Below are 26,353 nucleotides of genomic sequence, written 5' to 3' on the forward strand. Positions count from 1 at the left end.
TATCTATGCTATAACTGACGCCATCAGCAAAAAGGACGCTAACCCGGGCCCAGGCACGACGGGGGCGGTCTGGCTGTATAAAAAACAACCAGATAGACAGGTGACCGGATGGTCAATCAAAACCCCGAGCAGAAGGCGCGGGACCGCATCGACCGACAGCTCGTGCAGTCGGGCTGGGTGGTGCAGGACAAGAACGCTATCGATTTTAGCGTCGGTCGCGGCATCGCTGTGCGCGAATATCAGACGGACGTCGGCCCCGCTGACTACGTGCTCTTCGTCGATAAGGCCGCTCTAGGGGTCATTGAAGCCAAACCCGAGGAATGGGGCCACAAAATCACCACCGTAGAGCTCCAGTCCCAGGCCTACGCGGCTGCCAACCTCAAATGGGTCAATAACGGCGGCCCTCTGCCCTACGTATACGAGAGCACTGGTGTCATCACCCGCTTTACCAATGGGCTTGACCCTCACCCACGCTCCCGGGAAGTCTTCAACTTCCATCATCCAGAGACTTTGGCCGCCTGGCGGGAAGAGCCCGACACGCTACGTAAGCGCTTACAAACCCTGCCGCCACTCAACCACGAAGGGCTGCGGGAGTGCCAGATTACCGCCATCGAGAAGCTGGAGGAGTCCTTCAAGCAGGACAAGCCCCGCGCCCTGGTGCAAATGGCCACTGGCTCCGGCAAAACCTACACCGCCATCTCCTCGGTCTACCGGCTGCTTAAACACGCGGGTGCCAAGCGCATCCTGTTTCTGGTGGACACCAAAAACCTGGGAGAGCAGGCCGAACAGGAGTTTATGTCCTATCTGCCGAACGACGACAACCGCAAGTTTACTGAGCTGTACACGGTACAGCGGCTGAAATCCTCCTTTGTCGCGCAAGACAGCCAGGTTTGCATCAGCACCATTCAGCGCATGTACTCCCTGCTCAAGGGAGAAGAGCTGGACGAAGCCACCGAAGAGGAAAATCCCGCCGAACACACCCCGCTGCGCAAAGAGCCGCTGCCCGTGGTGTACAACAGCAAGATTTCGCCGGAGTTCTTCGACTTTATTGTCATCGACGAGTGCCACCGCTCCATCTACAACTTGTGGCGGCAGGTGATTGAATACTTCGATGCCTACCTGATCGGCCTCACCGCCACCCCGGACAACCGCACCTATGGCTTCTTCAAAAAGAACGTGGTCAGCGAATATGATCACGAAAAGGCCGTGGCCGACGGCGTTAACGTGGGCAACGAGATCTACGTGATCGAAACCGAACGCACCAAGCAGGGTGGCACTCTCACGGCCCAGCAGCAAATCGAAAAGCGCGAGCGCCTCACCCGCAAAAAGCGCTGGGAGATTCAGGACGAAGACGACACCTACACCGCCAAGCAGCTCGACCGGGATATCGTCAACCCGGACCAGATACGTACCGTCATCCGTACCTTCAAGGACAAACTGCCCGACATCTTCCCTGGCCGGCAGGAAGTGCCCAAAACCCTGATTTTCGCCAAAACCGACAGCCACGCCGACGACATCATCCACACCGTGCGCGAGGAGTTTGGCGAGGGTAACGATTTCTGTAAAAAGATTACCTACAAAATCGACGGCGACCCGAAAACCGTGCTGAGCGAGTTCCGCAATACCTACAATCCGCGCATTGCCGTCACTGTGGACATGATCGCCACCGGCACCGACGTCAAACCGCTGGAATGCCTGCTGTTTATGCGCGACGTCAAAAGCCGCAACTACTTTGAGCAGATGAAGGGCCGGGGCACCCGCACCCTGGATGAAGACAGCCTGAAAAAGGTCACCCCCTCCGCCAGCAGCGCCAAAACCCACTATGTAATTGTGGATGCCATCGGCGTGACCAAGTCCCTCAAAACCGCCAGTCAGCCGCTGATTACCAAACCCGGCGTGTCCCTCAAGGAGCTGGCCATGGGCGTGATGATGGGCGCCGCTCGGGATGAAGACAGCGTCAGCTCCTTGGCGGGTCGTCTGGCCCGATTGGACCGACAACTGGACGATAAAGACCGTGCTCGCATCAGTGAAAAAGCCGGCGGCAAACCCCTGCTGCTGATCGTGGGTGAACTGCTGGATGCCATCAACCCGGACACCGTCGAGAAAAAGGCGCTGGAAACGACTCAGCTACCGGAAGGCTCCGACCCCGGCGACAGCGCCCGAGACCAGGCCCGCGACCAACTGGTGGGCCAGGCCACCAACGTCTTCAACGGCGAGCTGGTGGAGCTAATCGACAGCATCCGCCGCGATAAGGAGCAGACCATTGTCCACGACGACCTGGACAACGTCACCCGCGCCGAGTGGGACGGCGACACCACTGAGAACGCCAAGGCGCTCACCCAGGAGTTTGCCGACTACCTGCGCGAACACCAGAACGACATCGACGCGCTCACCATCTATTTCCAAACCCCGGCGCGTCGCGCCGAGGTCAGCTACGACATGGTCAAAACCCTGCTCGAGCAACTGCGGCAAGACCGCCCCAAACTCGCTCCCCAGCGCGTATGGCAAGCCTACGCTCACTTGGAAGACTACCAAGGCGAAACCCCCATCAGCGACCTGACCGCGCTGATAGCGCTAGTCCGCCGGGTTACCGGGCTGGACGACAGCCTGTCTACCTACAACAACACCGTGCGCCGCAACTTCCAACGCTGGATTCTGCAACACCACAGCGGCGCTGGTGAAAAATTCAACGAGGCACAAATGGCTTGGCTACACATGATTCGCGATCACGTAATCAGCTCCTTCCATATGGAGCGCGACGACCTGGAAATGGCCCCCTTCGACGCCAAGGGCGGCATGGGGAAGATGTATCAATTGTTTGGCGACCGGATGGATAAAGTGATTGAAGAGCTGAATCGGGAGTTGGTAGCGTAATGGCACTTGGTCTAACACCTCAGGAAATTGTAGATAAAAACGAGTATCAACTTCTCGTAAAGGCAGATCACTGGAAGCGCGTCCCTTTATCCAAGGTTGCGACGGTTCAAAACGGATTCGCGTTCAAGTCGGCGCTCTTTGAGCGCGAAGAAGGGATGCCGCTCATTCGAATCAGAGACATAACTAAAAGCGAAACTGAGCACAGGTTCAATGGTGCTTATGACGAAAGCTATGTTGTCCGAAAAGGCGACATATTGATTGGGATGGATGGTGATTTTACTGTAGCCCGATGGCAAGGTGAGGACGCGCTACTTAACCAGCGAGTTTGCAGAATCAAGTTGATATCAGATGGTTATGATGAGAAATTTCTCTTCATATGTTTGCAGCCGTACTTAGACGCTATACACGCTGAAACATCCTCGGTAACTGTAAAGCATTTGTCATCCCGGACAATAGGACAAATTCCGCTACCGTTACCGTCTGTTGTTGAGCAGCGCGACATCGTTGCCAAAATAGATACCCTATTCTCCGAACTGGACAAAGGCATCGAATCCCTAAAAACCGCCCGCGAACAACTCAAAGTCTACCGCCAGGCCGTACTCAAATACGCCTTCGAAGGCAAGCTCACCGCCCAGTGGCGTGAAGAGAACAAAGACAAGCTCGAATCCCCCGAAAAACTCCTTACCCGCGTTCCTGAACCGTCTCAGCCACGAGGAGGAAGAGGAGCAAGTATCGAAGTTATTGAGGGAGTGGGCGCTCTTGCAGTCAATAAGCCCAAAAAGTCAATTCCATCAGGCTGGGCGTGGACTCCACTCATGAGGGTTGCCCGACAGGAAACTGGTCATACTCCGAGCCGGAAACATCCAGAATATTGGGGTGGCAATGAGTATTGGGTTGGCATCGTTGATGCACGCCTAAATCATGGCCAGGTAATCCAGGATACACGACAGAAAATTACGCCTGAGGGCCTAAGCAACTCTTCCGCCCGAACCTTGCCCGCTGGAACCGTATGCCTTTCAAGAACGGCGTCAGTTGGTTATGTATGCATTTTGGGAAAGCCCATGGCGACCAGTCAAGATTTCGCGACATGGACCTGCTCTGAGGCTCTAGATCAAAAGTATCTGATGTATGCAATCATGGCTGAGGGCGACGAGATCCGACGCTTCGGAAAAGGAACGACTCACACAACTATCTATTTTCCTGAAATAAGAGCCCTGCACATCGCGCTGCCCTCCATGGAAGAGCAGAAGGTGATTGTTTCCTATGTCGAGGAAAAGCTGCAACAAACAGACATCATGCTCAGTGAACTGAACTCCCAGGCTGCACGTGCGGATGTCCTTCGACATGCTATCTTAAAAAGGGCTTTTTCCGGCCAACTTACCACAAAAGATTCTAATCACACGGCCCTTGGTAAGCACTTGACGGACATTGGGTGGGATAATTCAAGTGAGAGCCCTAGCAATCTGCGAATGAATAGGATGGAAACATGAGTATTGTCTGTGTTAGAGGGGATTCGGCTCTAGATGAGCAGGATCTACGTGCCCATCTCGCAGCGATGCTTCGGCTAGAGAATATTTCAGTGCTCCTTGGGGCCGGAGCGTCTGTGGCTGCGGGAGGCCTCACCGTTCTACAGCTATGGAAGAATTTTCTAAGGGAGTATCCTCAATCAGCGAGACGATTTTCGAGAGAAGGATTCATAAACACAGAGGATACAGAGTTAGCGAACTTTGAAGGGGATAATACACGAGAAGTACCTAATATCGAAATTCTCTTGGATAGCCTGGAAATTGCCCGCATCGACTGGCAGCGGCGTAAGCCCACGAGCCGAAATCTAAAGGTTTTTGAGAAGGATGTCGACCTGCTACTTCAATGCGTCGTTAAGGCCGCAATCTTGAACGAGCAGTCTTGGAGAAGTGCCCCTAAATTTGATCAATTACCTCACCACGTAAAGCTGCTTCAGCGATTGGTCGGTGCGAGACAGCCGGGACAGGCCAGCCCTTGGATTTTTACCACTAACTACGATCTTTCCGTGGAGTGGGCTGCGGAATCCGTCGGAGTTCACACCCATACAGGATTTGTTGGGATACACAACAGGACCTTTTCTCCTCAGTCATTTGATCTGGGGTACCGGAACGTCAACGCAAGAGGAGAGGCGCGCTTTGGCTGCAATGATATATATCTCGCCAAACTGCACGGCTCACTTACTTGGGAGTCAAGTGACAACGAATACAAAGAACTCTCGGCTTCCGAATTTTGGCCTAGATTAAAAGGTATTATTGACGGTGCTCAGCCAGTGAGTTCGTCAATGATGGTTTTTCCAAGGGCGGCGAAATATTTGCAGACCGTTGGATTCCTTTCTGGCGAGCTCTTTCGAAGATTTTCGGATTTCCTGGCAAAACCACAGAGCTGCATAATTCTGATAGGGTACTCCTTTGGTGATGACCATATTAATCGACTCATTCGGTCCGCATTACTAAATCCAACATTGCAGGTAGTAGCATTTCTTCCTGAGTTCTCTGGCACTCAAGAAGATCAGTTGGTCCAATTAAAGCCCGAAGTTAGACGGCTTCTATCCTTGAACTCCCCAAGAATTACTTTCGTTGGCGGAGGTGAAAATGTCTATTTCAATAATATGGTCGATCTATTGCCAGAACCCATGCTTTATGACTTGAAGGAGCAGGAGTTTAAAGAACGAATAAGGGCCGCTAGCGGGGGCGACCATGCTGAGTAGAAACGCTATTGGCTATGTTGTCCAGATTGACGGAAGTCAGGTTACGCTGAATCTTTTGGATCGACACCGAGGACAGATGGCTAGCCACTATCAGGGCGTAACACCGGTCGGAGAAGTAGGCGGTTTGCTCGTCATAGATGGTGGTTATCGACTCTTTGTACTTAAAATTTCAGGCCTGAACTTCTCCGAACCCAAAGAAATACATAAGTCAACGAGTGGTAAAGCGAGTGAGAACTCTGAGCCATTGCGACACCTCCATGGAACGATTATCGGTTGGGTTGAAGGCGACCAGTTTGTTGCAGATAATCTAGTCTCCCCTCCATTGGGCGCAGAGGCACTTCCTTTGACATCAAAGGAGTCTCAAGTCATCTTGGGTGGACCTGAACCCGAAGGTCCAATTTCCCTCGGGACAGAGCCAAAAACCGGAAATGCCGTAAAAACTGGCTTAAACCGTCTGCTTGCGCAACATATCGCAGTATTGGGTAGTTCTGGACAAGGAAAGAGCTGTTTTACGGCGGCCGTGCTGCAACAGCTTGCGGATATGCCCAAATCTCGAATTGTTATTTTCGATATCAATGGTGAATATGATCGCGCTTTCCGGAAGTCTGAGCGGGCCATTGCAGATGGAGACCTAGATTGTCGCCTGCCTGAAGGCGCCTATAAGCACACTGTTATCGGTGAGGCTGAGGATGGAGCGGAAGGGTACCGTATTCCTTACTATGCACTGGGTCGACAAGGCCTTAATAGACTGTTGTTGCCCAGCGAGAAGACCCAGCGCCCTGCTTTGACTTTTGCTGTCGATAGTTTGAAATATGTCCGCTGGCATACAGCTGATAGAGGCGCGTCTATTGACGGCCGAAATCCAGTGCTTTTCGATGACTGTAGGCAGAACGGTGCCGCTTCGGCCGACCAAGCTATTGCGCAACTTCGCTCAGGACGCGTTAATGTGGCGCCGTACTGGCCACACATGGCATCATTAGCTGCCTTGGTGGCCGAGAGTCATAGCCTTGCACCCAATAATCGAGGTGCAATAGAGCGCAATGGATTTCAATACGGAAACGTGGCACCACTCATAACTCGAATCCATCGATTAGTTGATGATGAAATGCTAAGTGCCGTTGTCGATATATCTGGAGGACAGCCCGCTCACGCTGGTGTTTTAGATATGCGGGCCGAAAGTGAATTGCTTGTGGGAAAAATATTTGGCAATGAAAATACTCAATGGCGCGTACATGTTGTGAATCTGCGTAAAATTCCGCAGGACCTTATGCCACTGGTGCTCGGTTCGATGTTGGAGCTTTATTCTCAAGTATTATTTCGCCGAGGGCAAGGAAACAGTCGATCTACGTTACTTGTGTTGGAGGAGGCGCATCATTATTTACGTCCAGTTTCAGATGGGGATTCGGGCACTTCATCTCTAGCCTATGAAAGACTTGCCAAAGAAGGTCGAAAGTTTGGATTATCTGTGTGGCTGAGCACTCAGCGACCTTCTGAAGTGTCTCCGACAGTTTTGTCTCAATGTAATACTTGGGTGTCGTTTCGTCTGACGTCTGATCAGGACCTAAGGGTTATTTCCTCCGCGTGCGAATGGGCAGATAAGCACGAGGTCGCAAGAATTGCTGGTTTACCCCGGCAGCACGCGCTAGTGCTCGGGGGAACCGTTGCGCTACCAACCTGTATTAAGGCGCTGGATGCTAATCCGACTCCAAAATCCGAAGATGGACGGTTCGATCAATGGAATAGCGCCGATGAGGTTGATTTCTATTAATGTTTACGTCAAAAGCCCAATCCCTAGAACTCTTCTTCATCGACGGCAAGCCCGACGGCATGCTCACCGCCGAAGTATTTGGCTGGACGGGCCACGTACTGATGACGCCGCGTACCCAGCTAAGTGCGGCATTGAAGCGCGCCGAGGCACGTTACACCGGGGTCTACTTGCTTATTGGTGAAGATGACAAAGGACCTTTGGCATACATAGGTGAAAGCGAGGATATCGGCGGCCGCATTAAAAACCATGACACTATGAAAGACTGGTGGACTACAGTAATTCTGATTACCTCCGCTGCCAACAACCTTCACAAGGCTCACGTAAAGTATCTGGAATCGCGCTTGGTCGAAGAGGCACGGCGTATTGGCAAGATTGCTCTGGATAATGGCAATACCCCGCCGCGCTCATCGCTGAATGAAGCGGGTCAAGCCAATATGGAGAGCTTCCTTGAGCATATCCTGATGGTGCTGCCAGCCTTACGCATCGACTGCTTTCTAGCTCATACTCGACCCAGCTCTCCGTCTCTCGCGCCGAAAGCTGGCACTCAGGAGGGCGACGCACCGGTAGAGTTTATCCTGCGCACTCCCAAACACGACATTGAGGCTACCGCTGTTCTGGAAAACGGTGAGTTTGTGGTGCAAGCGGGATCAAGGACCAGTCATAAATGGAAGGGAGCGCACCATACTTATGCCAACTTGTTCGATGAACTGGTAGATACCGGCGTATTAGTAGAGCAGGGTCAAGGGCGTGCATTCAGCGACAACTATGCCTTTAAAAGCCCCAGTGCAGCGGCGGCCGTCGTCAATGGCCGTCCAGCGAACGGCACCATAGAGTGGAAGCTGGTTGACGGAAAAACCTATAAAGAGTGGGAGGCCGATCAGCTGGGTCAGGAAGGGGGTGGCAATGATTGATTGTAGATTTTGGCGTTACTGAGGGTTCATACAAGATGTTTGACTTTCAAAAAGATAGCTCGGTCACCTTTAGAGGCTCGTCGATCTCATTGATCGCTACACCCGCCTTAGCCGGAGCATGGGTTGATATCTCTCTGACGGGTCGAGCTACTAAGTTTGGCCGCCTGACGACTCCTCTATCTGGGGCGATGCAGCTCAAGGTTGCAGGTAAGAACATAGTCTGGAATGCATTTGACCTTAAGCAAGCTTATGCCCCTGAACCATTTCGTGATGAATATGATGACACATTAGCATTCCATGGTTTTATCAGTCATGCACAATTGGAAGCATTTGAGAAAGAGCGTAACGGTAAGGATTTTTTTGTAGAGGTAAATGCCTCCCTCCGAGTGATCAATAGAGATGGAAGCTTTGAAGGTTGGCATGTTAACGGCGATGCCTGGCGGATGAGCGCTCAAGATTGGGTTAGTAGGTTAACCAATTGTGGCTACAAGAAATACCTGTTCCATGAGCTGGCTTTTCCCGAAGACAGTGCGTCTGACGCTGACTCAGTCTACGCTAACCTTCGCAAGGCAAGAGAGCATTTCGATGCGGGACTTTACCGAGAATGCGTTACCGACCTTCGTAAGACAGAAGAAAAACTGCGCACCAGGAGAAAAGACAAAGAGGCTATTACTAACGCGACGCGATCTTCTCAAGAAAAAGAGAGCCGTGAAGCCATGTCTTTGGATGACCGTACGCTCGTCCTGCGCAATAGTGTGTATAACGCCTTGCATACTGCGCCACATCACGATGAACCTGACAGCGCATTCACCCGAGAAGTAGCGAAAGCGCTACTTATTATTGTGTCTGCTTTGGTAGAACTGTTTCCCGAGCCCCAAGAGTAGCTATGAACACTCTCGCCGGTCTACTTTCAACGCTCGTCGTTGCTGCTGCCTCTAATCACCAAGACGCGAACTGGGCCAACGTCAAACTGCTGCTCGAGGACGGGTATGTCAGCCTCAATTAGTTGGCTAGATCTCACCTCCTCGGACCGGAACAAGGTCCGTAGCATCTTGGACCTGTTCAGTGAGCAGGGTACCGTCGATGAGCTTGGGCTGGGCAGTCTGCGCGATGCTTTTTCTGATGCCTTGTTCCCCGGTACCTCGGTCCTTCATACGCGCTTGCGGTATGTCATTTTTGTGCCCTGGCTGTATCAAATATTGGAACACCGGGGCGCCGGTGGTGATGTGGCTGAGGCGGCTCGCAAGAAGGAAATTGAGCTTATAGACCATCTTGCGGTTACCGGTGAAGACGGCGTGATCGGTGTTCAGGCCCGAAAGTCGCTGGCGCGGCTGCCCAGCAGCGTGTATTGGTTCGCCTTGTCACGCTGGGGGATTTTTGTGCCCCAACAAAGCCTCAGTTGGTATCACACCCATTTCTCAGAGTTACGCCGCGAACGGCGGCCCGAAGTTACTGCTGATGACCCTGGTGTGCTTCAATCCATGCGTTTTACTTGGCATCCGCGCTTGCCTTCTCCCCCTGCTGGGTTTCCTTCCGATATCACGTTTGATTTGACCCGCCAAGAGGCGGAGTTTGTTCAGGCTCAGCTTGTGACGCAGTGCAAAGGCTCACTGCTGGCCTGGCTGGCGGATCACGCGACGGAAGTGTTGCCCGATAGCTTGTGGGAGCTCCTGTCGCAGAGGAACCTACCAGATGAGATCGCCCATACCCTGGAGTTGGCTCGGCAGTTCTCGCTGGTCGTGGAAGGGGCGCCCTTATTTTACAACCTGATGCTGGCAGAGAAGCGGGGCGAAGTGAACCAGTCCGATTCGGATAGGGCGTTGGCGCAGGGCTATCGCCAGGCGTTCACCGAGTGGCTGGCCCGAGCACAGGGAGATTTACAGAATTTTCGGGCCGATACGTTGTGGGCCTTTGTCGCTCGGCAGCAGGTGCGTTGCCCGGCACTGCAGCGGCGTTTTGTTGAGCGCTGGCTGGATTTGCTCCGCGACGGTGAGGCTGAACAATTACTCGAGAGTTCTGAAATACGCTCCTTGATTGAGCTGCGGGAACGTCAGCTCAAGGGCGCGCATCGGGCCAGGCTTGCCAATAAAGGGCGCTTGAGTGATTGGCGAGGCAGCGTTGGGGTGGGCCGCATGCAGTTCCGGTGGAGCCAGGTGCGCCGGTTATTGACTGACTTGCATGAAGGGCTGGCTCGCTGATGTTGTCTCCGGATTCCCGTATCGTGGCCATGGACCAGTTAAAGCCGCCGCCCGGTTACAGGCTGGATTTTACGGTACTGACGACCTATAGCCTGGATCTGGAGGTGCTGCTGGCGCTGCCGCTGGCGGTGTTGGCGCAGGCTGAAGAGGGGGTTGAAGAGTTATTGCAGGATCCCTTGTTGCTGCTGGAAGCCTTACGTGAAGCGGGTGAGCGGGTTCAGGTATTTGTTGATGAGGGTGGCGTTGCCATACCCGGGAACAGCCGCGCGCTTTATAGCGCTTTGGAGGCCAGCGTTCACCCGGTAAGAGCACCCAATGGCGGTGCTTTTCACCCAAAGGTGTGGGTGGCGCGGTTTGTGTCGGAAGATCGCCCGCCACTGATTCGGGTGTCCGTGGCCTCGCGCAATCTGACCTTTGATCGCTCCTGGGATCTGGCGCTGACCTCAGAGGCCACGGTCGGCAAAAAAGTAGTGGCAGCCAGCAAGCCCCTGGCCACGCTACTGCGGCGGCTACCCGCTTTAGGTCGGGAGCCACAGCAAAAGGACAGGGCATCGGCCATAGAGCAGCTGGCGAGTGAAGTGCAGCGTACGGTATTTCCGGCGCCGGAAGGCTTTACCGGGCAACTGGACTTTCAAGTGCTCGGGCTGGGTAAAAAGGGGGCCTTGTGGAAGCCGGTGGAGCAGGCCCGGCGTGTGCTGGCGATTGCTCCTTTCGTCTCCGCCAAAACCCTTCACTCCGTTGCATGGATTGCGACGCATGAGTCTCAATTGGTGAGTCGTTCCGAGGAGCTGGCAAAGCTGACGGAAGACCTGAACGAGGATTGGGATGGCGGTATTCGGGTACTCCATTCATCGGCGGAAGGGGAGCCGGAGGATGGTTCCCACCATAGGCCTTCCGGCTTGCACGCCAAGGCGCTGGTATTCGAGCAGGGGCATCAGGCAACCTGGTTTATCGGTTCGGCTAATCTGACCGATGCCGCTTTCAGTGGAAGGAACGTGGAGGTGATGGCATCCATATCAGGCCCCAAAGGTCGGTCGGGCGGCGACAAAGGCGTGGGTATTGATCAGTTTCTGAATGCCGGGTTTCTGAATTTGTGTGAAGACTATCAGCCCCAAGAGCGCATGCCCGAGAGTGATGAGGCGCTGGAAGTGGCTGAAAAACTGAAGCAGGCGCAGGACGCATTGCTGGGGTCCGAACTAAAGGTTGCTTGTCATTCCGCCGAGCAGGATTGGCAGCTTGCGGTACAGGGACATGTCGAGGTGCCCGAAGGTGTGCAGGTGAGTGTCTGGCCGCTCTCTGTCGAGGAACATCAGGCTAAGACGTTCTGTGAGGATGTCAGCTGGGCGTTGCCCATCGCGCGGCTTACCGCCTTTGTGGCCTTCAGCTTGAAAGTGGTTGGCTATAAAGACGAGTTGCGCTTTGTGCTCAAGTTGGCCGCAACGGGAATGCCCGAATCCCGCCTGCACCATGTGCTGCGCACGTTAATTGACAGCCCCGAGCGTTTCTTGCAGCTGTTGCGCGCCTTGCTCGGCGGCCTGGAAGAAATGAACCATTTGATCGGAGACAAAACGGGTGATGCGTGGCAGTTTTCCAGCACTCAGGGCTTGCGAGGTGAGCCACTGCTGGAGGATATACTGCGCAGCGCTTCCCGTGACCCTCAGCGGTTGGTCCCCATCCGGCGTTTGATTGCCGACTTGCGTGAATCGGAAGAGGGGCGTGAGATCGTCTCAGATGAGCTTTATGAGTTGTGGCAGGTGGTGGATGCGGTATTGGACGAGAGGTTAAGCTCATGAACCCTCCAGATACGGAAAAAATTCTGGCCCCGCTCAAGGGCTTTCAGCTGCGAACCGTGGATCACGCCTTTCACCAGTTGTTCGAAGCGGCCGATAGCCCCGGCCGGTTTTTGGTGGCCGATGAAGTGGGCCTTGGTAAAACACTGGTAGCACGGGGTGTGATCGCCAAGGCGGTGGAGCGACTGTGGCTAGATGTTGACCGCATCGACATTATTTACATCTGCAGCAATCAGAGTATCGCCCGTTCCAATTTACCCAAGTTGCGTATTTCGGGCGATAACGAGACGAGCCTATCGCTGGCGTCCCGGTTAACCATGCTGGCCACGGAGTTGGCGCCGACGGAAGGTCAAAAAGGGCTGGCCGATAGTAAACTCAATTTCGTCAGTTTTACTCCCGGCACCTCTTTTAACATGGGCAATTCGGCCGGAAAGAGTGAAGAGAGGCAGGTGTTGTTCCACCTGCTCGATGGGGTGGTCGAGCCGCGTGTGGGCTTAATGAATTTCTTTCAAGGGCAGGTGAAGAACCGAAAGAGTTGGCGGAGTGCGCTTAGGGATAACCCACTACCTTTGGAGAAAGGAATCGCCAAGCGTTTTCGCCAGCGCCTCAAAGTAAGCAAACGCTTGCAGGCTGAACTCCACCAGACAGTGGCACTACACTTTTCCCGTTACCGTGAGATCTACCCGAAAGAGGTGAGCCGGACCCGTCGTCGTCTGATTGGTGAGCTACGCCAACTGCTGGCCGAGGTCTGCGTGGCGGCGCTGGAGCCGGATCTGGTTGTCGTGGATGAGTTCCAGAGATTTAAAACGCTGTTGGACCCAAAACAGGCAGAATCCGACCCGGCAGCGGAGATCGCCCAGGCGTTATTCAATGCGGAGTCATCCGGGGGCGATGTGGCCAAGGTGTTGTTGCTGTCCGCCACGCCCTACAAGCTGTTTACCACTGATGCAGAGATTGAGCAGGAAGACCATTACCAGGACTTTATTGCTACCACCGCCTTCTTGCTCGGCCACGACGACCAGCGTGTTGCTCGCCTGAAGTCGGCAGTGAATGATTATGGCCGCGCGCTGCGACGCGCTGCAAGTGGTGAGGTAGAACGTATTGTGCCGGCCAAAGCCGAGCTTGAGCAGTGCTTGCGTGAGGTGATGGCGCGCACTGAGCGGGTGGGCGAAACCGAAGAGCACGACGGCATGGTGAGCGAGCCCGCCGGGGCGGTGGCGGTAGAGGCAGAGGATGTGCGCCAATATCTTGCGGCGGATGCGGTATTCCGGGCGGTGGGCGACCGAGACCCTATGGCGTACTGGAAGGCTGCCCCCTATCTCACCAACTTTATGCATCGCTATAAAGTCAATGAGCGGATTCAGGAGACACTCCAGACCTTCCCGGGCAAACTTGCCAAAGTGTTTTCAGAGCACGAAAGCAGTCTGCTTTCTTATAACGCCGTGTCCAAGCTGCAACCGATACCGGCGGCACACGCCAAGCTGCGGGATCTCAGCCGACGCTTGATTGATGTCGGCCTTTGGAAGCTGCTGTGGATGCCACCAACCGTGCCTTATTGGCCTCTGGCCGGCGCCTTTGAAGGCCAGCAGGGGCAGAGTAAGGCGCTGTTGTTTTCCGCCTGGAATATGGTGCCGGATGTCGTTAGTGGGCTGCTCAGCTATGAAGCGGAACGGCGTATGCTCGGGCCGGAGTTTGGTAGATACGAGGAACCGGATCGCCAACAGAGCCCGCTATTGCGTTTGACAGAGTCCGGCGGCTCCCGGTCACGTCATCGTTTGCTATTGCTGTTGTTGCCCTGTCTCACCCTTGCCGATAAAGCCCATCCGCTGGCCGCTCCCGAAGGTGCCGATCGAAAAGAATGGGTGCGGAATCGGGTGGCGGAACTGCTGGATGAGTTGCCCAACCCTCAGGAGGGTGCGGTGGACAGTCGCTGGGAGTGGGCAGCCCCTTTGCTGCTGGACCCGGGGATGCAGGGGTTTCTGGAGGCATGGCCGTGGGACGACACTAGGCCAGAGTATCGTCCCAACCCGGAATACCTGCCCGGCTATATTGATGACTTGCTAAGCCTGGATGTCAGTACCTTGGGCCGGCGGCCGGACGATCTGGTAGATATGGTTACCGACCTTGCCTTGGGCTCGCCCTCGGTGTTGGCCGCCCGCATGCTCGATGTTGATGGTATATCGACTGACGTTCGCCGGGAGTTGTCGGCGCGGGCGGCCTATTCCTTCTGGCGTCTGTTCAACCGTCCAGCGGTGATTCGTCTGCTCCGCCAGCTTTATGTGGCGGGATCTGCCGACGAAGATGCCTACTGGCACAAGGTGCTGCTCTATTGTCGCGATGGCAACTTGCAGGCCGTGCTGGACGAAACCTGGCACCTGCTCTCAGAGCAGCATGGTTGGGCGCCGGGGGAAGGTGTAGACGACGTCTGTCGCCAGTGTGTCAGTGATGTGGTGGAAATGGTGGAGCCCAGGCCGTCGCGCGCATTGGCGCGCTGTTATAGCGTCAAGGGCGGGCGTGTTGAATCCGAGGAGCTGCACTTGAGGATGATATTTGCCCTGCGCCTGGGGCATCTGCAGTCTGATGAGAACGTCCTGAACCAGGACGTAGTGCGCAAGGCGTTTAATAGTCCCTTCAGGCCGTTTCTGCTGTGCAGTACGTCGGTCGGCCAGGAAGGGCTGGACTTTCACCCCTGGTGTCACCGCATCATCCATTGGAACCTCCCCGGTAACCCGGTGGATATGGAGCAACGGGAAGGTCGCGTACACCGCTACAAAGGTCATGCGGTGCGCAAGAATGTGGCCGCCCGCTTCTCCTCTGAAGCCTTGGAGAGCTGGCGCCAGCAAGAGAATCTGTGGGAGAAAATTTTCGAGCTGGCGAACCGGGCTGCAAGAGAAGCTGAGCGCAGTGAGCTGGTGCCGTATTGGGTGGCACCCGGAGACGCCAAGATCGAGCGGCATGTACCAGCCTTACCCTACACCAGTGAAGTTGAGGCGTTTGCCAAATTGAAGCGCCAGCTGGCGGCCTATCGGGTCGTCTTCGGCCAGCCACGACAGGAGGAGCTATTGGACCTGCTGGACCAATCCCAGATTACGAGAGAGCAGTTGGAAGAGTGGTCTATCGATCTGGCCCCGCTAGCCTTAAGACAGAGCTAGGTAGCTGATGGTTAAGCCTCGCTCTAGGCGCGACAGGCCCATCAGCGGTATAGTATCGCCATAAGTGCACAAAACGGAAGATAAGGGCTAGCGCAAGTGGCGGTACCGGAGAAACCCAAAATCTACCATATCGTCCATGTTGACCGGCTGCCCTCGATTCTGGCTCAAGGTTGCTTGTGGAGCGATGCGGCCGTAGCGGCCCAGCCAATGCCGGGTACCACCATAGGTATGAGCGGTATCAAGGACAGGCGGCTGAACGAATTGAGCCTGGATGGCCATCAGGGGTTGTACGTGGGGCAGTGTGTGCCTTTTTACTTTTGCCCGCGTTCGGTCATGCTTTACCTGATAAATAAAAGCAATCACCCGGAGCTGATCTATAGGGGTGGGCAGGAGCCGATTATTCATTTGGAGGCGGATTTACACGACACTGTGACCTGGGCGGAGCAAAATGCCAGACGTTGGGCATTTACGCTGTCGAATGCTGGCTCCCGGTACTTTGAAGACCGTACCAGTTTGGCACAGCTCAATGAGCTAGACTGGACGTCGATACAGGCCCGGGAGTGGCAGGCCTGCAAAGAGGCCAAACAGGCAGAGTTCCTCTTGGAAGCCAGCTTCCCATGGGAATTGGTGGAAAGGGTGGGTGTCTATTCTGAAAGGGCTTATCAACGGGCCAAAGACGCACTGGCTGCCGTGGGGGCGAGGTCACACGTAGAGATTATAAAAGAGTGGTATTACTAGGTGGCTCAAATGATTGAATACACTAAAGGTGACATTCTGCAGGATGATGCCGAAGCCATCGTTAACACGGTAAACTGTGTGGGTGTGATGGGGCGCGGCATTGCGCTTCAGTTTAAGAACGCCTTTCCCGGCAACTTCAAAGCTTATGCGGAAGCCTGCAAGCACAATGAGGTGCGCCCAGGGCAGATGTTCGTTTACGAAGTCGGGCAGCTGACAAGCCCGCGCTTTGTCATCAACTTCCCAACCAAGCGTCATTGGCGCGGCGCGAGCAGACTGGAAGACGTCGATGCCGGGCTGGTTTCCTTGGCACAAACCATCCGTCGGCACCAGATCCAGTCGATTGCCATCCCTCCCTTGGGGAGTGGCTTGGGCGGCTTGCGCTGGGACGATGTTAAAGTGCTTATCGAGGACAAGTTATCATCATTGGAAGATGTCGTGGTCAAGGTCTACGAGCCTAAAGGCGCTCCCGTCGCTGAAAAAATGGTGCGCAACAAGAAAGTGCCCAAGATGACGGCTGGCCGCGCCGCGTTGGTGGAGTTAATGGACCGCTATTTTCGGGGGCTGCTGGACCCCTCTATCAGCCTGCTTGAATTACACAAGCTAATGTATTTTATGCAGGATGCGGGTGAGCCTCTAAATCTCAAGTATCAAAAAGGGCTTTATGGTCCGTACGCTGAAAATCTGAGGCACGTCTTGAAGGCAGTCGAAGGCCATTTGGTCTCGGGCTACGCCGACGGCGGTGATCAGCCGAATAAACCTTTACAATTGGTTCCCGGAGCTTCGAAGGATGCAGCGGTCTTCCTGGATAAGCATCCGGAAACGCATGCTCGCTTTGAGCAGGTCTCGGATTTGGTTGAAGGGTTTGAGACACCTTATGGGTTGGAACTTCTCTCTACGGTGCACTGGGTTGTAAAAAACGAATCGGTAAATACTTTTAGTGATGTCGTTAATCGTATTCACGCCTGGAGCGAGCGAAAGCAGCAATTTACCACCAGACAGATTAAAATAGCGGTGGATATCCTTGTCCAAAAAGGTTGGCTTCCGCCGCTGCCCGAAGCCTCTGCAGCGTAATATCCTCAGAACGTTTTGAACCTCCCCGCCCCGCGCGGGGAGGTCTTCTATTGAACACGGAAAATTGATTTATGAGCCCTACAGCCCCGATTGTTTCCAAAGTCTGGAGCTTTTGTACGACCTTGCGTGACGACGGTGTCGGCTATGGTGATTACTTAGAGCAACTGACGTACCTGATTTTCCTGAAAATGGCCGACGAGTACTCCAAGCCGCCTTATAGTCGCAACGTGGGGATCCCCAAAAAGCACAGTTGGCAGGTGCTTAAAACCAAGCGTGGTGCCGATCTGGAGGTGCATTATGTGGAATTGTTGCGTGCTTTGGGCACCCACAAAGGCATGTTGGGGCAAATTTTTACCAAGGCGCAAAACAAAATCCAGGATCCGGCCAAGCTCTATCGTTTGATTGATATGGTGGATAGCGTTCAGTGGGCTGTATTGGATGCCGACGTCAAAGGGGATATTTACGAGAGTTTGCTGGAAAGGAACGCCGAAGACACCAAATCCGGCGCTGGCCAATACTTTACACCGCGGGCCTTGATTCGCGCGATGGTGGAGTGTATTCAGCCCGAACCGAAGAAGACCATTGCCGACCCGGCTTGTGGCACCGGTGGTTTCTTTCTGGCGGCCTATGATTTCATTACCAACCCGGACAACTACAAGCTGGATAAGGCGCAAAAGACCTTTTTGAAGCACGACACGTTTTACGGAAACGAAATTGTCGCCAATACCCGCCGAATGTGCCTGATGAATATGTTCCTGCATAATATTGGCGAAATTGATGGCGATAGCCTGGTATCTCCCAATGATGCCCTCGTGGCTGCCAGCGACAAGACCTTTGACTATGTTCTCGCGAACCCGCCCTTTGGTAAGAAGAGCTCTATGAGCTTTACCAATGAGGAAGGCGAGCAGGAAACCGATGAACTGACGTACAACCGTCAGGACTTTTGGGCGACCACCTCCAACAAGCAGCTCAATTTTGTGCAGCATATCCGCACTATGTTGAGAACCACAGGCAAGGCGGCGGTAGTGGTGCCGGACAACGTGCTGTTTGAGGGCGGCGCGGGTGAAACCATCCGCAAGAAACTGCTGGAAAATACCGACCTGCACACCATCCTGCGCCTGCCAACCGGGATCTTCTACGCCCATGGGGTTAAGGCGAACGTCCTCTTTTTCGATAACCGCGAAGCCAGCCCCAAGGCCTGGACCAAGAGTGTCTGGTACTACGACTACCGCACCAATATTCACCACACACTCAAAAAGAAGCCGTTGCGGTATGAGGACTTGGCTGAGTTCATCAAATGCTATAAACCGGAGAACCGCCACAAGCGGCGCAGTACCTGGCACGCTGAGAAGAATCCGGAGGGGCGCTGGCGCAAATATTCCTATGAGGAGCTGATCGCCCGCGATAAGACAAGCCTGGATGTGTTCTGGCTGAAAGATAAGAGCCTCACAGATCTCGATAACCTCCCCGAGCCTGATGAGCTGGCTGAGGAGATTATTGAGAACTTGGAGGCGGGGCTGGACAGCTTCCGAAAAGTGCTGACTGAGCTCAATACTTAAAGCCGCCAGTCAGTTCTCGCAAGCCTCGGCCAGCAGGCCGTTGATCCACTCCCGCAACAGGGCTTCGCCTTCCTCGTCCACCAGGGCGCTGCCGATCGGCGGCATCTGGTCGGCGTGGTCGCGCAGGGCCATGCGTTCTACCAATGCCGAGGCGTCGGCGTTTCCCGGCACCAGGCGGCGCTCGTCCGGCTCCCCGCTCTGCACCGGCACATCACACAGGTTCATTGCCGGCAGGGCGGTAGTGGCGCGCAGGTCCATATCGACGTTGGTGGGCCCCTCGGGGCGGTGGCACTGGGCGCAGTTGGTGTGCAGGTAGGCGCGGGCACGGTCGGGCACCGGCGCTGTTTCGTCGCCCGGGTCGGCGAGCGGCGCTGCGTCCGGCTCGCCGGCCAGGGCCCCTACGGCGGTCAGCGTGTCCAGTTGGTTGGCGCGCCGGTCGGTGCTGGGGTAGGTGAAGTCGCGGTTGAGCTGGGCGGTTTCCAGGCCCAGGGTGCGGCCCGCCGCTTGGGTGTGGCATTGTAAGCACTCACTACCGCTCGGGTAGATCCACTCCTGCCCCTGGCGCTCGAGCACCGCGCCTCCCTGGACCAGCTCGGCGCCGGTCCCGTCGCTATTCCAGGCGTAGCTGTAACCGGCCCATTGACCGTCGGTGTGGTGCTTGAACAGGCGGGTTTCGATCAATTCCTCGTTCAGGTAAAAGTTTTTGACCACCACGCTGTCTGGTGGCAGCTGCCAGTCCTGATCCGAGTCGAGGGTGATGGACTCGCCCTCGGGCAGGGCAATCCAGCGCCGCTTGTCGGCCCCATCGGACCAGAAGGGCGCCTGCAGGTCGTAAGGAATCAGGCCTGATGCCGGCTCCCGGGGAGCATCGGGATTGACGCAGCCAGTGTCGGCCAGCTCGCGCGCGGGCGCGTTGGCGTCCTCCGCCGTGTCGTCGGCCACCAGTTGGTAGATGCCGCCACTGTAGTCCAGAAGATAGACTTCCCCCGCCTGATCACGAGCGAAGGAGGCGATATTCAGGCCGGTATCGTCCAGCAGATAATCGGTGTCCCAGCCGCCGTCATCGTTCTCGCTCAGGGCCAGAAGGGGGCCGGTGAGATAGTCCCTGAACAGATATTGGCCCTCCAGCGCGGGGATGGCCTCTCCCCGGTAGACCACCCCGCCGGTGATGGACTGGAAATCCGGCTGGGGGACTTCCGCGACCGGGTCAATGAGGCCGGTGGTCTGGCAGCCGCTGGACGGGTTATAGCAGTGTGCGCCCTCGAGGATGCGCCAGCCGTAGTTGCCCCCGCGTTCGATCAGGTTGACTTCCTCCCATTCAGACTGGCCCACATCCGCTAACCAGAGATCGCCGGTGGCCGGATCGAAGGACCAGCGCCAGGGGTTGCGCAGGCCCCAGGCGTAGAGCTCCGGGCAGTTGCCCCCGGCGGCCTGCTTGTCCTCCATCTGCTGGTCGGAGTTGCACAGAAAGCCGGATTCCCCGGCAAAGGGGTTGTCGTCGGGAATGGCGTAGGGCGCCTCACCGTCCACATCCAGCCGGATCATGCCCCCGAGGATATTACTGGTGTTCTGGGCCCGGTTCCCCGGATCACCCGCCGAGCCACCGTCACCGAGGCTCAGGTACAGATAGCCCTGCTCGTCAAATGCCAGATGGCCGCCGAAGTGGTTCTCGTAGGGTGGTGTAAAACTGAGCAGAACCCGGGCGGATTCCGGGTCCAGTCCTGTGCCGGCCTGGTTGCGCGTGTAGCGCACCAGCTGGCTGACACAACAACCGCCATCGGGCCCGCCCGACAGGTGTCGTTGACCGGGCGCTCGTCCAGGCCGCTGATAGCCGGGTCGGGCGCCGAACTGGAGGCGCTTGAAGTGGCGGAGCTACTGGAACCATTGCCCCGGTCTGAGCCGCCGGAACCGCCGCAGCCAGTGAGCATGATCATGAGTAAAAAAGCAATGTCGGGCCGCGCATGGATCCTCCCACGAGCTGTAACTGGTCTCCTACCCCATTACTTTACTCTATCGCCAGGCAGGCGGGGTTGCTGTGAACGCCCGCTCACTTTGGCGAGCTGTCGTTAGCTTCCGCCTTTTGTTGCTTTTTCGTCGGTCTCTTCATCCGCGACAATACAGTCACGCCCCTGCTCTTTGGCCTGATACAGCGCCCGGTCGGCGCGGTCGAGCCAGTCGGTGGCCGATTCCGAATCACGAAGCAGAGCCGTTCCGAAGGAGGCGGTGACCGGGCCGGAAGGGCTTTTGAGGGATCGTCGGACCACGTCCTGGACGTGGCTGATGGCCGCCTGCAGGCTGGCCTGGTTGACGGTGGGTAGCAGAATGACAAACTCTTCGCCGCCGTAGCGGAAAATCTGGTCGGAGCGTCGGATGTTCAGTTTCAGCAGCTCGACAAACGCCTTGAGTATTTCGTCCCCAGCAGCGTGCCCGTGCTCGTCATTGATCACCTTGAAGTGGTCCAGATCGGTCAATACCAGTCCGTAGGCGGTTTTATTGCGGGCATGGTCCGCCACAGCGCGATTGAGCTCCTCGTCCATGGAGCGCCGGTTTTTCACGCCGGTCAGCGGATCCAGTAGCGCCAGATGTTCGAGCAGGTTGCGCTGTTCCTCACTGCGCCGGGCGAAGACATAGGTGCAGGCACAGACAACCAGAAGGGTAATCGAGTAAGAATACATCTGCTGTTCAGAGGTGAACGCGGAACCCTCCACCAGTAAAAACAGCAGTGCGCCCAGTGGTAGCAGGGCCGCAATAGCGGGCTTGGTCAGGATAAAGCTGCAGATCAGGGCGGGATACAGCCAGAGGAGCCCCGCTTCGCCCACCAGGGTGGCGACCGCCACGGCACCACCAGTGCAGGGCCCCAGTGCCAGCACGAATCCGGTACGGGCCACATCATTGGTGCGCCAGGCATAGATCATGGCGGCCACAATGCCGCCCACAATGGCCAAATCGATGGTGCCAATCAGAGGTTCGCCGCGCAGAAAGCGCCAGACCGCAAAAGGGGTGATGCCGATAACCGAAAAGGCACTCATCAGCGTGATGACTGAGAGCTGGAAGTTGTTCCGCAGCCTGTGAAGCATTCGAACGTCTCGCTGTGGCTGAGTAGGGACACGGCAGGCTGCCAGCCGCGCTTTACATGATTCAATGGTGCCCCATGAGGAGGCGGTTGTACAGATATTTTGGCGCATAAATCATTATATTTGGCCTTGTGGGCGGTCCGGTCGAGATAAAGTCGATGAACGGCCTGCTTGAATGGCCTGCTTGAGTGGAAGGGCTCAATGAACTCCCGGATTGAGGTTTTTGACGGGAAGGGGGAAGGAGGCTTTGGCCTGGAAGGCTGAGCGAGGGGCTTCAGTCGCCGCACGGCTTGCCTGAAGGCAGGCCGTGCGGCAGATTACCGAAGCGGTAGCGGTTTGTCAGGGGGTCTGATAGAGCTCAAACACCTCACTGGCTGAGAGCGGTTTCTCGTACACCCGCAGCTCATCCATGGCGCCCTCGTAGGGCAGGTCCCACCAGTTGACGCCCAGGCTGAATGCCCCCGAGTCATGGGTAAAGACGTCCGGGAAGCCCGCGCCCGAGTACCGCTCGACCCCATCGATATAGACCGAGAGCGCCCCTTCATTCACCGTGAACGCAACGTGGCTCCAGGCATCCGTGGGGATGTTCATGCCGGTGGCGGCGTCATACCAGAGAGTGCCTGACCAGAGCATGGTTTCACCGTTGGCAAAGCCGTGCCCCATTGGCAGGAAACTGATCCAGCTGTTCGGGTCCCGGGCACCGAAAAAGGTGGTGGTGAAGGCATTCAGTGCGCTGGGGTTGAGCCAGAAGCTGACGGTGTAGGTGTGGCTGGAGATCAGCCCATTGGGCAGGCGAATACCGCTCTGACCATCAAAATAGGCCGCTTCACCGCCCACGCCAGAGACGAAATTGATCTGTCCCCCTGCCATGTCGATGCGAGCGCCACTTACCGTACCCGCGCTCTGCTGCCCGGATGCGTCGTTCAGATCACCGTTAAAGTCGTAGTGAGCCAGCAGGCCATCTGGCGCCTGTTCACGCACCGTCAACTCGTAGTCACGGGTGCTCTGCTCGCCCTCGTAGTGCACGGTGGCCTGGAGAGTAACGGTCTGGTTGCCTTCGCCGTGTTCCGGGCGGTTGACCTGGCCATCAGTGCTGATCCACTGGGGAGCGGAGGAGGACCACTCAATGGTGGCGTTGCGTGTGGCCGTGGTCGGAAGCTCGAGGTCGCTCTGCACGAGAGTCTGACTGAACTCGATATCGTCGAGGATCGCGTTCAACACCTCGTCAATCTCCCGGTCGGGCAGGCGGCTGCCCCAGAGGGGAAAGCCGGCGTCAGAGAGCGCGCTGAAGGTCAGGTCGAAACGCTCGGCGGTCTCGTTCCACTGGTAGGAGAGCACGCCCTCGTAGCCATCGTTCTCAAGCGCGATTGACAGTTGATTGTTGCCGCCAAACCACCACCGGCCTTCGAGATCCCCGCGAATGCGGCCATCGTTGGTGAGCTCAGCGAACTGTGAGGTCTCGATCTCGGCGGTCAGGGTTTTGTCCATCAGGATCAGCTTGTAGTCACCCACCACGCTGGGGCGCTGAACGTGATGAGTCGGGTGCGACCCTTCGCTTTTGCCCGGACGGCCATCGTCCACGGGGACCTTGGCCGCATAGCGGTAGGGTGCTGCCACCAGCCAGTCTTCATCGTTCATCAGCAACTCGTTGACCCGTACGTTGTGACGTTCACCGCTATAGGGGAAGCGACTGTGGAAGATCAGAAAGTACTGGCCCGTCTCCTCGTCGTAATAGGCCGAATTGTGACCCGGGGAAACATAGCCGGTGCCAGCGCCCTCGCCAGCTTCGCCCAGTTCGCGGGTAAACAGGTGGTTGCCCAGGATTTTTGTGCCGAAGGGCTCAATGCTGGCATCGTCGAACAGTGGCAGTGACGGGTCCGATTTCACATCCGCCATATCATTGCCTTCGGCGTCATAATAGGGGCCATCAGGCTGGCGTGAGCGCGCGATTCGCACATTGTAGCCACCGTCGGCCGCCAGGCCACCGAAAGAGGTGAACAGGTAGTAGTACTCCGTTTCCGGGCTGTAGAGGATATAGGGGGCTTCGATGCGGCTGTGGTTGCCGCCCATCAGGTGTTTGCCGTAGCCCTGGCCGGGCAGCGGAAATCCGGTCTCCGGGTCCATCTCGAAAATGAATATGCCGCCGGAGTAGGAGCCGTAGGTCATCCACAGCTTGCCTTCGGCGTCATAGAAGGCGTGGGGATCAACCACGTTGGGGTGCACCCTGGCATCATAGATGGTGCCGTCCTCACTCGGTTGGCCCCACATGCCCGAGCGCAGAAAAATGCCCTGGTTGCGGTAGGGCCCTTCAACGTCGTCAGCCACCGCCAGGCCCATGGCGGAGCGGGGAGAGTCGCCGCGGCTGGCGTTGTAGTACATATAGAAGCGGCCATCGGCCAGCTGAATGACATCGGCGGCCCAGAGTGTGTCGGTTTGGGCCCACTCGAAGGTTTCCCGCAGTTCGGATTGAACGTCGTCAAACAGTGGGTTGGCCGCGTTGGCCCCCTCGGCCACCTGCTGCCATTGCATCAGGTCATCGGATTTGGCGGCGGCCAGGTGGGAGCCGAAAACATAGTAAGTCTCGTCGACCTTGATCACCGACGGGTCGTGTACCGTGGCTTCGGCGAACTCGGGCAGTGCCCATTGGTGGTCTGACAGCGGAGTGGCGGACACCGTCAGCGGGGTCAGAGCAAACAGCATGGCGGCGGCCCAGGGGGCGCCAGACAGGCTGAAAAGGTCCTTCGTGATCATGGTTTTTACCTCGTTATTTATAATTAGACGGGGCGAAAACGGGTGTTTCCGTATCGGTCCCTGCTTCTTATTGTATGACGAAATATTCAATATACAATTGACGGTTTTTTTGACAATTTTGGGCGATGATCAATATAAATCAATAAATTTCAGTGGGTTACGAGAAATTTCCGTCTGAAATTGGCGTAATTTGGGCAGACTGATTGGCTATAAAAAGTAGTACAAGTTATTCCCGGGCCTTCATCTGGCCTTCACCGGGCGTCACGGCAGAGCAAAAGGCCAATTCTCCATTGGACACCCGGGGCCGGCTCGCGTAAAATTCCGCGAAATTACACTTGGCCAAACCGCCGGTCAGCAGGACAGTACGAAAGCGAGATGAGGCTGGGGTTTCATCTCGCTTTTTTGCACCCTGCGGCCGGGCTTTCACGCGCGCAGTCTGCTTCAGTCATCGCTGATTATCGCACCTTTTGGGCTCTTCAGAGTCGAACCGGGGAGCGAATGCCTCGCTGAATCCGTGAAACGCCCGGCCCGGACGGCCGCGCCACCATGCTTGAGGAGGTTGACTTGACTACTGGGGCTTCCACACCCGCTGTGCTCGTACTTGAAGACGGCAGTATTTTTCGCGGTATCGCCATCGGTGCCGAGGGGTTGTCGGTGGGAGAGGTGGTGTTCAATACCTCCATGACCGGCTACCAGGAGATTCTGACCGATCCCTCCTATGCTCGCCAGATCATTACCCTGACCTATCCCCACATCGGCAATACCGGCACCAATGCCGAGGACGCCGAATGTGATCGCAGCTGGGCGGCCGGCCTGGTGATCCGGGACCTGCCGATGCTCGCCAGCAACTTCCGCAAAGAGCAATCCCTGCCGGAGTACCTCAAGGCCCAGAACGTGATCGGCATTGCCGATATCGATACGCGTCGTCTGACCCGGATTCTGCGTGACAAGGGTGCCCAGAACGGCTGCATCATGGCGGGGGAGATCGACGAGGACAAGGCGCTGGACGAAGCCAAGGGCTTTGCCGGCCTGAAGGGCATGGACCTGGCCAAAGAAGTCAGCGTCAAGGAGCCCTACAGCTGGAGCGAGGGTACCTGGAAGCTGGGTGAAGGTCACACCACTCCCGAGGGGCAGAAGGCCTTTAAAGTGGTGGCCTATGACTTTGGGGTCAAGCGCAACATTCTGCGCATGCTGGTTGATCGCGGCTGTGATCTGACCGTTGTTCCCGCACAGACCCCGGCAAAAGACGTGCTGGCGATGAATCCCGACGGCGTCTTTCTGGCGAACGGCCCCGGCGACCCCGAGCCCTGCACCTACGCCATTGAGGCGATCCAGGCCATCCTGGATACCGACACCCCGATCTTTGGCATCTGCCTGGGCCACCAGCTGTTGGGCCTGGCCAGCGGCGCCAAGAGCGAAAAAATGAAATTCGGTCACCACGGCGCCAACCACCCGGTGCAGGATCTGGCGACCAGCCGGGTCATGATCACGGCCCAGAACCACGGGTTTGCCATCGACGAGTCCACGTTGCCGGCCAATGTGAAGGCCACCCACCGCTCGCTGTTCGACGGCTCGCTGCAGGGGATTCATCTTACCGACAAGCCCGCGTTCAGCTTCCAGGGCCACCCGGAAGCCAGCCCCGGCCCGCACGATGCCGATGCCCTGTTTGACCACTTTATTGAATTGATGAAAAACAGCCGCCAGTAACTCTCACTGACGACTGAACTGCGGAGCGA

The 26,353-nt window shown here is 56.3% G+C and carries 16 protein-coding genes; 13 read left to right on the top strand and 3 right to left on the bottom strand.

Annotated elements, in window-relative coordinates; all coding sequences use genetic code 11:
• The first annotated feature begins 108 nt into the window (after window positions 1-108).
• The 12 genes from AAE484_RS08685 to AAE484_RS08740 all read left to right on the top strand — a co-directional run bounded on the left by AAE484_RS08685 (window position 109) and on the right by AAE484_RS08740 (window position 18,792).
• The gene (locus AAE484_RS08685; protein ID WP_341937982.1) at window positions 109-2,874 is read left to right on the top strand and encodes a type I restriction endonuclease subunit R; all 2,766 of its coding nucleotides are present in this window, start codon (window positions 109-111) and stop codon (window positions 2,872-2,874) included.
• On the top strand, window positions 2,874-4,364 hold the full coding sequence (locus tag AAE484_RS08690; protein ID WP_341937983.1) for a restriction endonuclease subunit S: 1,491 nt from the start codon (window positions 2,874-2,876) through the stop codon (window positions 4,362-4,364). Before AAE484_RS08685 ends, AAE484_RS08690 begins: the two co-directional genes overlap by 1 nt.
• Window positions 4,361-5,605, top strand: a complete 1,245-nt coding sequence (locus tag AAE484_RS08695) for an SIR2 family anti-phage-associated protein (RefSeq protein ID WP_341937984.1) — start codon at window positions 4,361-4,363, stop codon at window positions 5,603-5,605. Before AAE484_RS08690 ends, AAE484_RS08695 begins: the two co-directional genes overlap by 4 nt.
• On the top strand, window positions 5,595-7,373 hold the full coding sequence (gene herA / locus AAE484_RS08700) for an anti-phage-associated helicase HerA (protein WP_341937985.1): 1,779 nt from the start codon (window positions 5,595-5,597) through the stop codon (window positions 7,371-7,373). The genes AAE484_RS08695 and herA overlap by 11 nt, the downstream gene beginning before the upstream one ends.
• Window positions 7,373-8,284, top strand: coding sequence for a GIY-YIG nuclease family protein (locus AAE484_RS08705; protein WP_341937986.1), 912 nt, complete (start codon window positions 7,373-7,375; stop codon window positions 8,282-8,284). Before herA ends, AAE484_RS08705 begins: the two co-directional genes overlap by 1 nt.
• 35 nt (window positions 8,285-8,319) lie before the next feature.
• Window positions 8,320-9,168: a hypothetical protein gene (locus tag AAE484_RS08710; protein WP_341937987.1), complete on the top strand. Its 849-nt coding sequence runs from the start codon at window positions 8,320-8,322 to the stop codon at window positions 9,166-9,168.
• Window positions 9,169-9,336: 168 nt separating this feature from the next.
• On the top strand, window positions 9,337-10,482 hold the full coding sequence (locus AAE484_RS08715; protein ID WP_341937988.1) for a DUF6361 family protein: 1,146 nt from the start codon (window positions 9,337-9,339) through the stop codon (window positions 10,480-10,482).
• Window positions 10,482-12,275, top strand: coding sequence for a phospholipase D family protein (locus AAE484_RS08720; protein ID WP_341937989.1), 1,794 nt, complete (start codon window positions 10,482-10,484; stop codon window positions 12,273-12,275). The genes AAE484_RS08715 and AAE484_RS08720 overlap by 1 nt, the downstream gene beginning before the upstream one ends.
• The gene (locus AAE484_RS08725; RefSeq protein ID WP_341937990.1) at window positions 12,272-15,424 is read left to right on the top strand and encodes a helicase-related protein; all 3,153 of its coding nucleotides are present in this window, start codon (window positions 12,272-12,274) and stop codon (window positions 15,422-15,424) included. The genes AAE484_RS08720 and AAE484_RS08725 overlap by 4 nt, the downstream gene beginning before the upstream one ends.
• A gap of 96 nt (window positions 15,425-15,520) precedes the next feature.
• The gene (darT, locus tag AAE484_RS08730) at window positions 15,521-16,162 is read left to right on the top strand and encodes a type II toxin-antitoxin system toxin DNA ADP-ribosyl transferase DarT (RefSeq protein ID WP_341937991.1); all 642 of its coding nucleotides are present in this window, start codon (window positions 15,521-15,523) and stop codon (window positions 16,160-16,162) included.
• 9 nt (window positions 16,163-16,171) lie between these two features.
• On the top strand, window positions 16,172-17,233 hold the full coding sequence (gene darG, locus AAE484_RS08735; RefSeq protein WP_341937992.1) for a type II toxin-antitoxin system antitoxin DNA ADP-ribosyl glycohydrolase DarG: 1,062 nt from the start codon (window positions 16,172-16,174) through the stop codon (window positions 17,231-17,233).
• Window positions 17,234-17,304: 71 nt separating this feature from the next.
• Window positions 17,305-18,792, top strand: a complete 1,488-nt coding sequence (locus AAE484_RS08740; RefSeq protein ID WP_341937993.1) for a class I SAM-dependent DNA methyltransferase — start codon at window positions 17,305-17,307, stop codon at window positions 18,790-18,792.
• A gap of 9 nt (window positions 18,793-18,801) precedes the next feature.
• On the opposite strand, the gene AAE484_RS08745 is transcribed toward AAE484_RS08740, so the two are convergent.
• The 3 genes from AAE484_RS08745 to AAE484_RS08755 form a co-directional block, all read right to left on the bottom strand.
• A complete protein-coding gene (locus tag AAE484_RS08745; RefSeq protein WP_341937994.1) occupies window positions 18,802-20,544 on the bottom strand; it encodes a PQQ-dependent sugar dehydrogenase in 1,743 nt (580 codons plus the stop codon).
• 314 nt (window positions 20,545-20,858) lie between these two features.
• Window positions 20,859-21,869, bottom strand: a complete 1,011-nt coding sequence (locus AAE484_RS08750) for a GGDEF domain-containing protein (RefSeq protein ID WP_341937995.1) — start codon at window positions 21,867-21,869, stop codon at window positions 20,859-20,861.
• A gap of 336 nt (window positions 21,870-22,205) precedes the next feature.
• Window positions 22,206-24,617, bottom strand: coding sequence for a LamG-like jellyroll fold domain-containing protein (locus AAE484_RS08755; protein WP_341937996.1), 2,412 nt, complete (start codon window positions 24,615-24,617; stop codon window positions 22,206-22,208).
• Window positions 24,618-25,163: 546 nt separating this feature from the next.
• Here AAE484_RS08755 and carA point away from each other — a divergent pair.
• A complete protein-coding gene (gene carA, locus AAE484_RS08760; protein ID WP_341937997.1) occupies window positions 25,164-26,324 on the top strand; it encodes a glutamine-hydrolyzing carbamoyl-phosphate synthase small subunit in 1,161 nt (386 codons plus the stop codon).
• Window positions 26,325-26,353 lie beyond the last annotated feature (29 nt).

The sequence above is a fragment of the Marinimicrobium sp. C2-29 genome (assembly GCF_038419845.1).
GTDB lineage: Bacteria > Pseudomonadota > Gammaproteobacteria > Pseudomonadales > Cellvibrionaceae > Marinimicrobium.

What these genes read in the sequence shown, in the direction of transcription:
- AAE484_RS08740 (WP_341937993.1), top strand. Translation starts at nt 17,305, where the DNA reads ATGAGCCCTACAGCCCCGATTGTTTCCAAAGTCTGGAGCTTTTGTACG.
- AAE484_RS08750 (WP_341937995.1), bottom strand. Translation starts at nt 21,869, where the DNA reads ATGCTTCACAGGCTGCGGAACAACTTCCAGCTCTCAGTCATCACGCTG.
- AAE484_RS08755 (WP_341937996.1), bottom strand. Translation starts at nt 24,617, where the DNA reads ATGATCACGAAGGACCTTTTCAGCCTGTCTGGCGCCCCCTGGGCCGCC.
- AAE484_RS08695 (WP_341937984.1), top strand. Translation starts at nt 4,361, where the DNA reads ATGAGTATTGTCTGTGTTAGAGGGGATTCGGCTCTAGATGAGCAGGAT.
- AAE484_RS08725 (WP_341937990.1), top strand. Translation starts at nt 12,272, where the DNA reads ATGAACCCTCCAGATACGGAAAAAATTCTGGCCCCGCTCAAGGGCTTT.
- AAE484_RS08720 (WP_341937989.1), top strand. Translation starts at nt 10,482, where the DNA reads ATGTTGTCTCCGGATTCCCGTATCGTGGCCATGGACCAGTTAAAGCCG.
- darG (WP_341937992.1), top strand. Translation starts at nt 16,172, where the DNA reads ATGATTGAATACACTAAAGGTGACATTCTGCAGGATGATGCCGAAGCC.
- AAE484_RS08705 (WP_341937986.1), top strand. Translation starts at nt 7,373, where the DNA reads ATGTTTACGTCAAAAGCCCAATCCCTAGAACTCTTCTTCATCGACGGC.
- carA (WP_341937997.1), top strand. Translation starts at nt 25,164, where the DNA reads ATGCTTGAGGAGGTTGACTTGACTACTGGGGCTTCCACACCCGCTGTG.
- AAE484_RS08690 (WP_341937983.1), top strand. Translation starts at nt 2,874, where the DNA reads ATGGCACTTGGTCTAACACCTCAGGAAATTGTAGATAAAAACGAGTAT.
- AAE484_RS08710 (WP_341937987.1), top strand. Translation starts at nt 8,320, where the DNA reads ATGTTTGACTTTCAAAAAGATAGCTCGGTCACCTTTAGAGGCTCGTCG.
- herA (WP_341937985.1), top strand. Translation starts at nt 5,595, where the DNA reads ATGCTGAGTAGAAACGCTATTGGCTATGTTGTCCAGATTGACGGAAGT.
- AAE484_RS08685 (WP_341937982.1), top strand. Translation starts at nt 109, where the DNA reads ATGGTCAATCAAAACCCCGAGCAGAAGGCGCGGGACCGCATCGACCGA.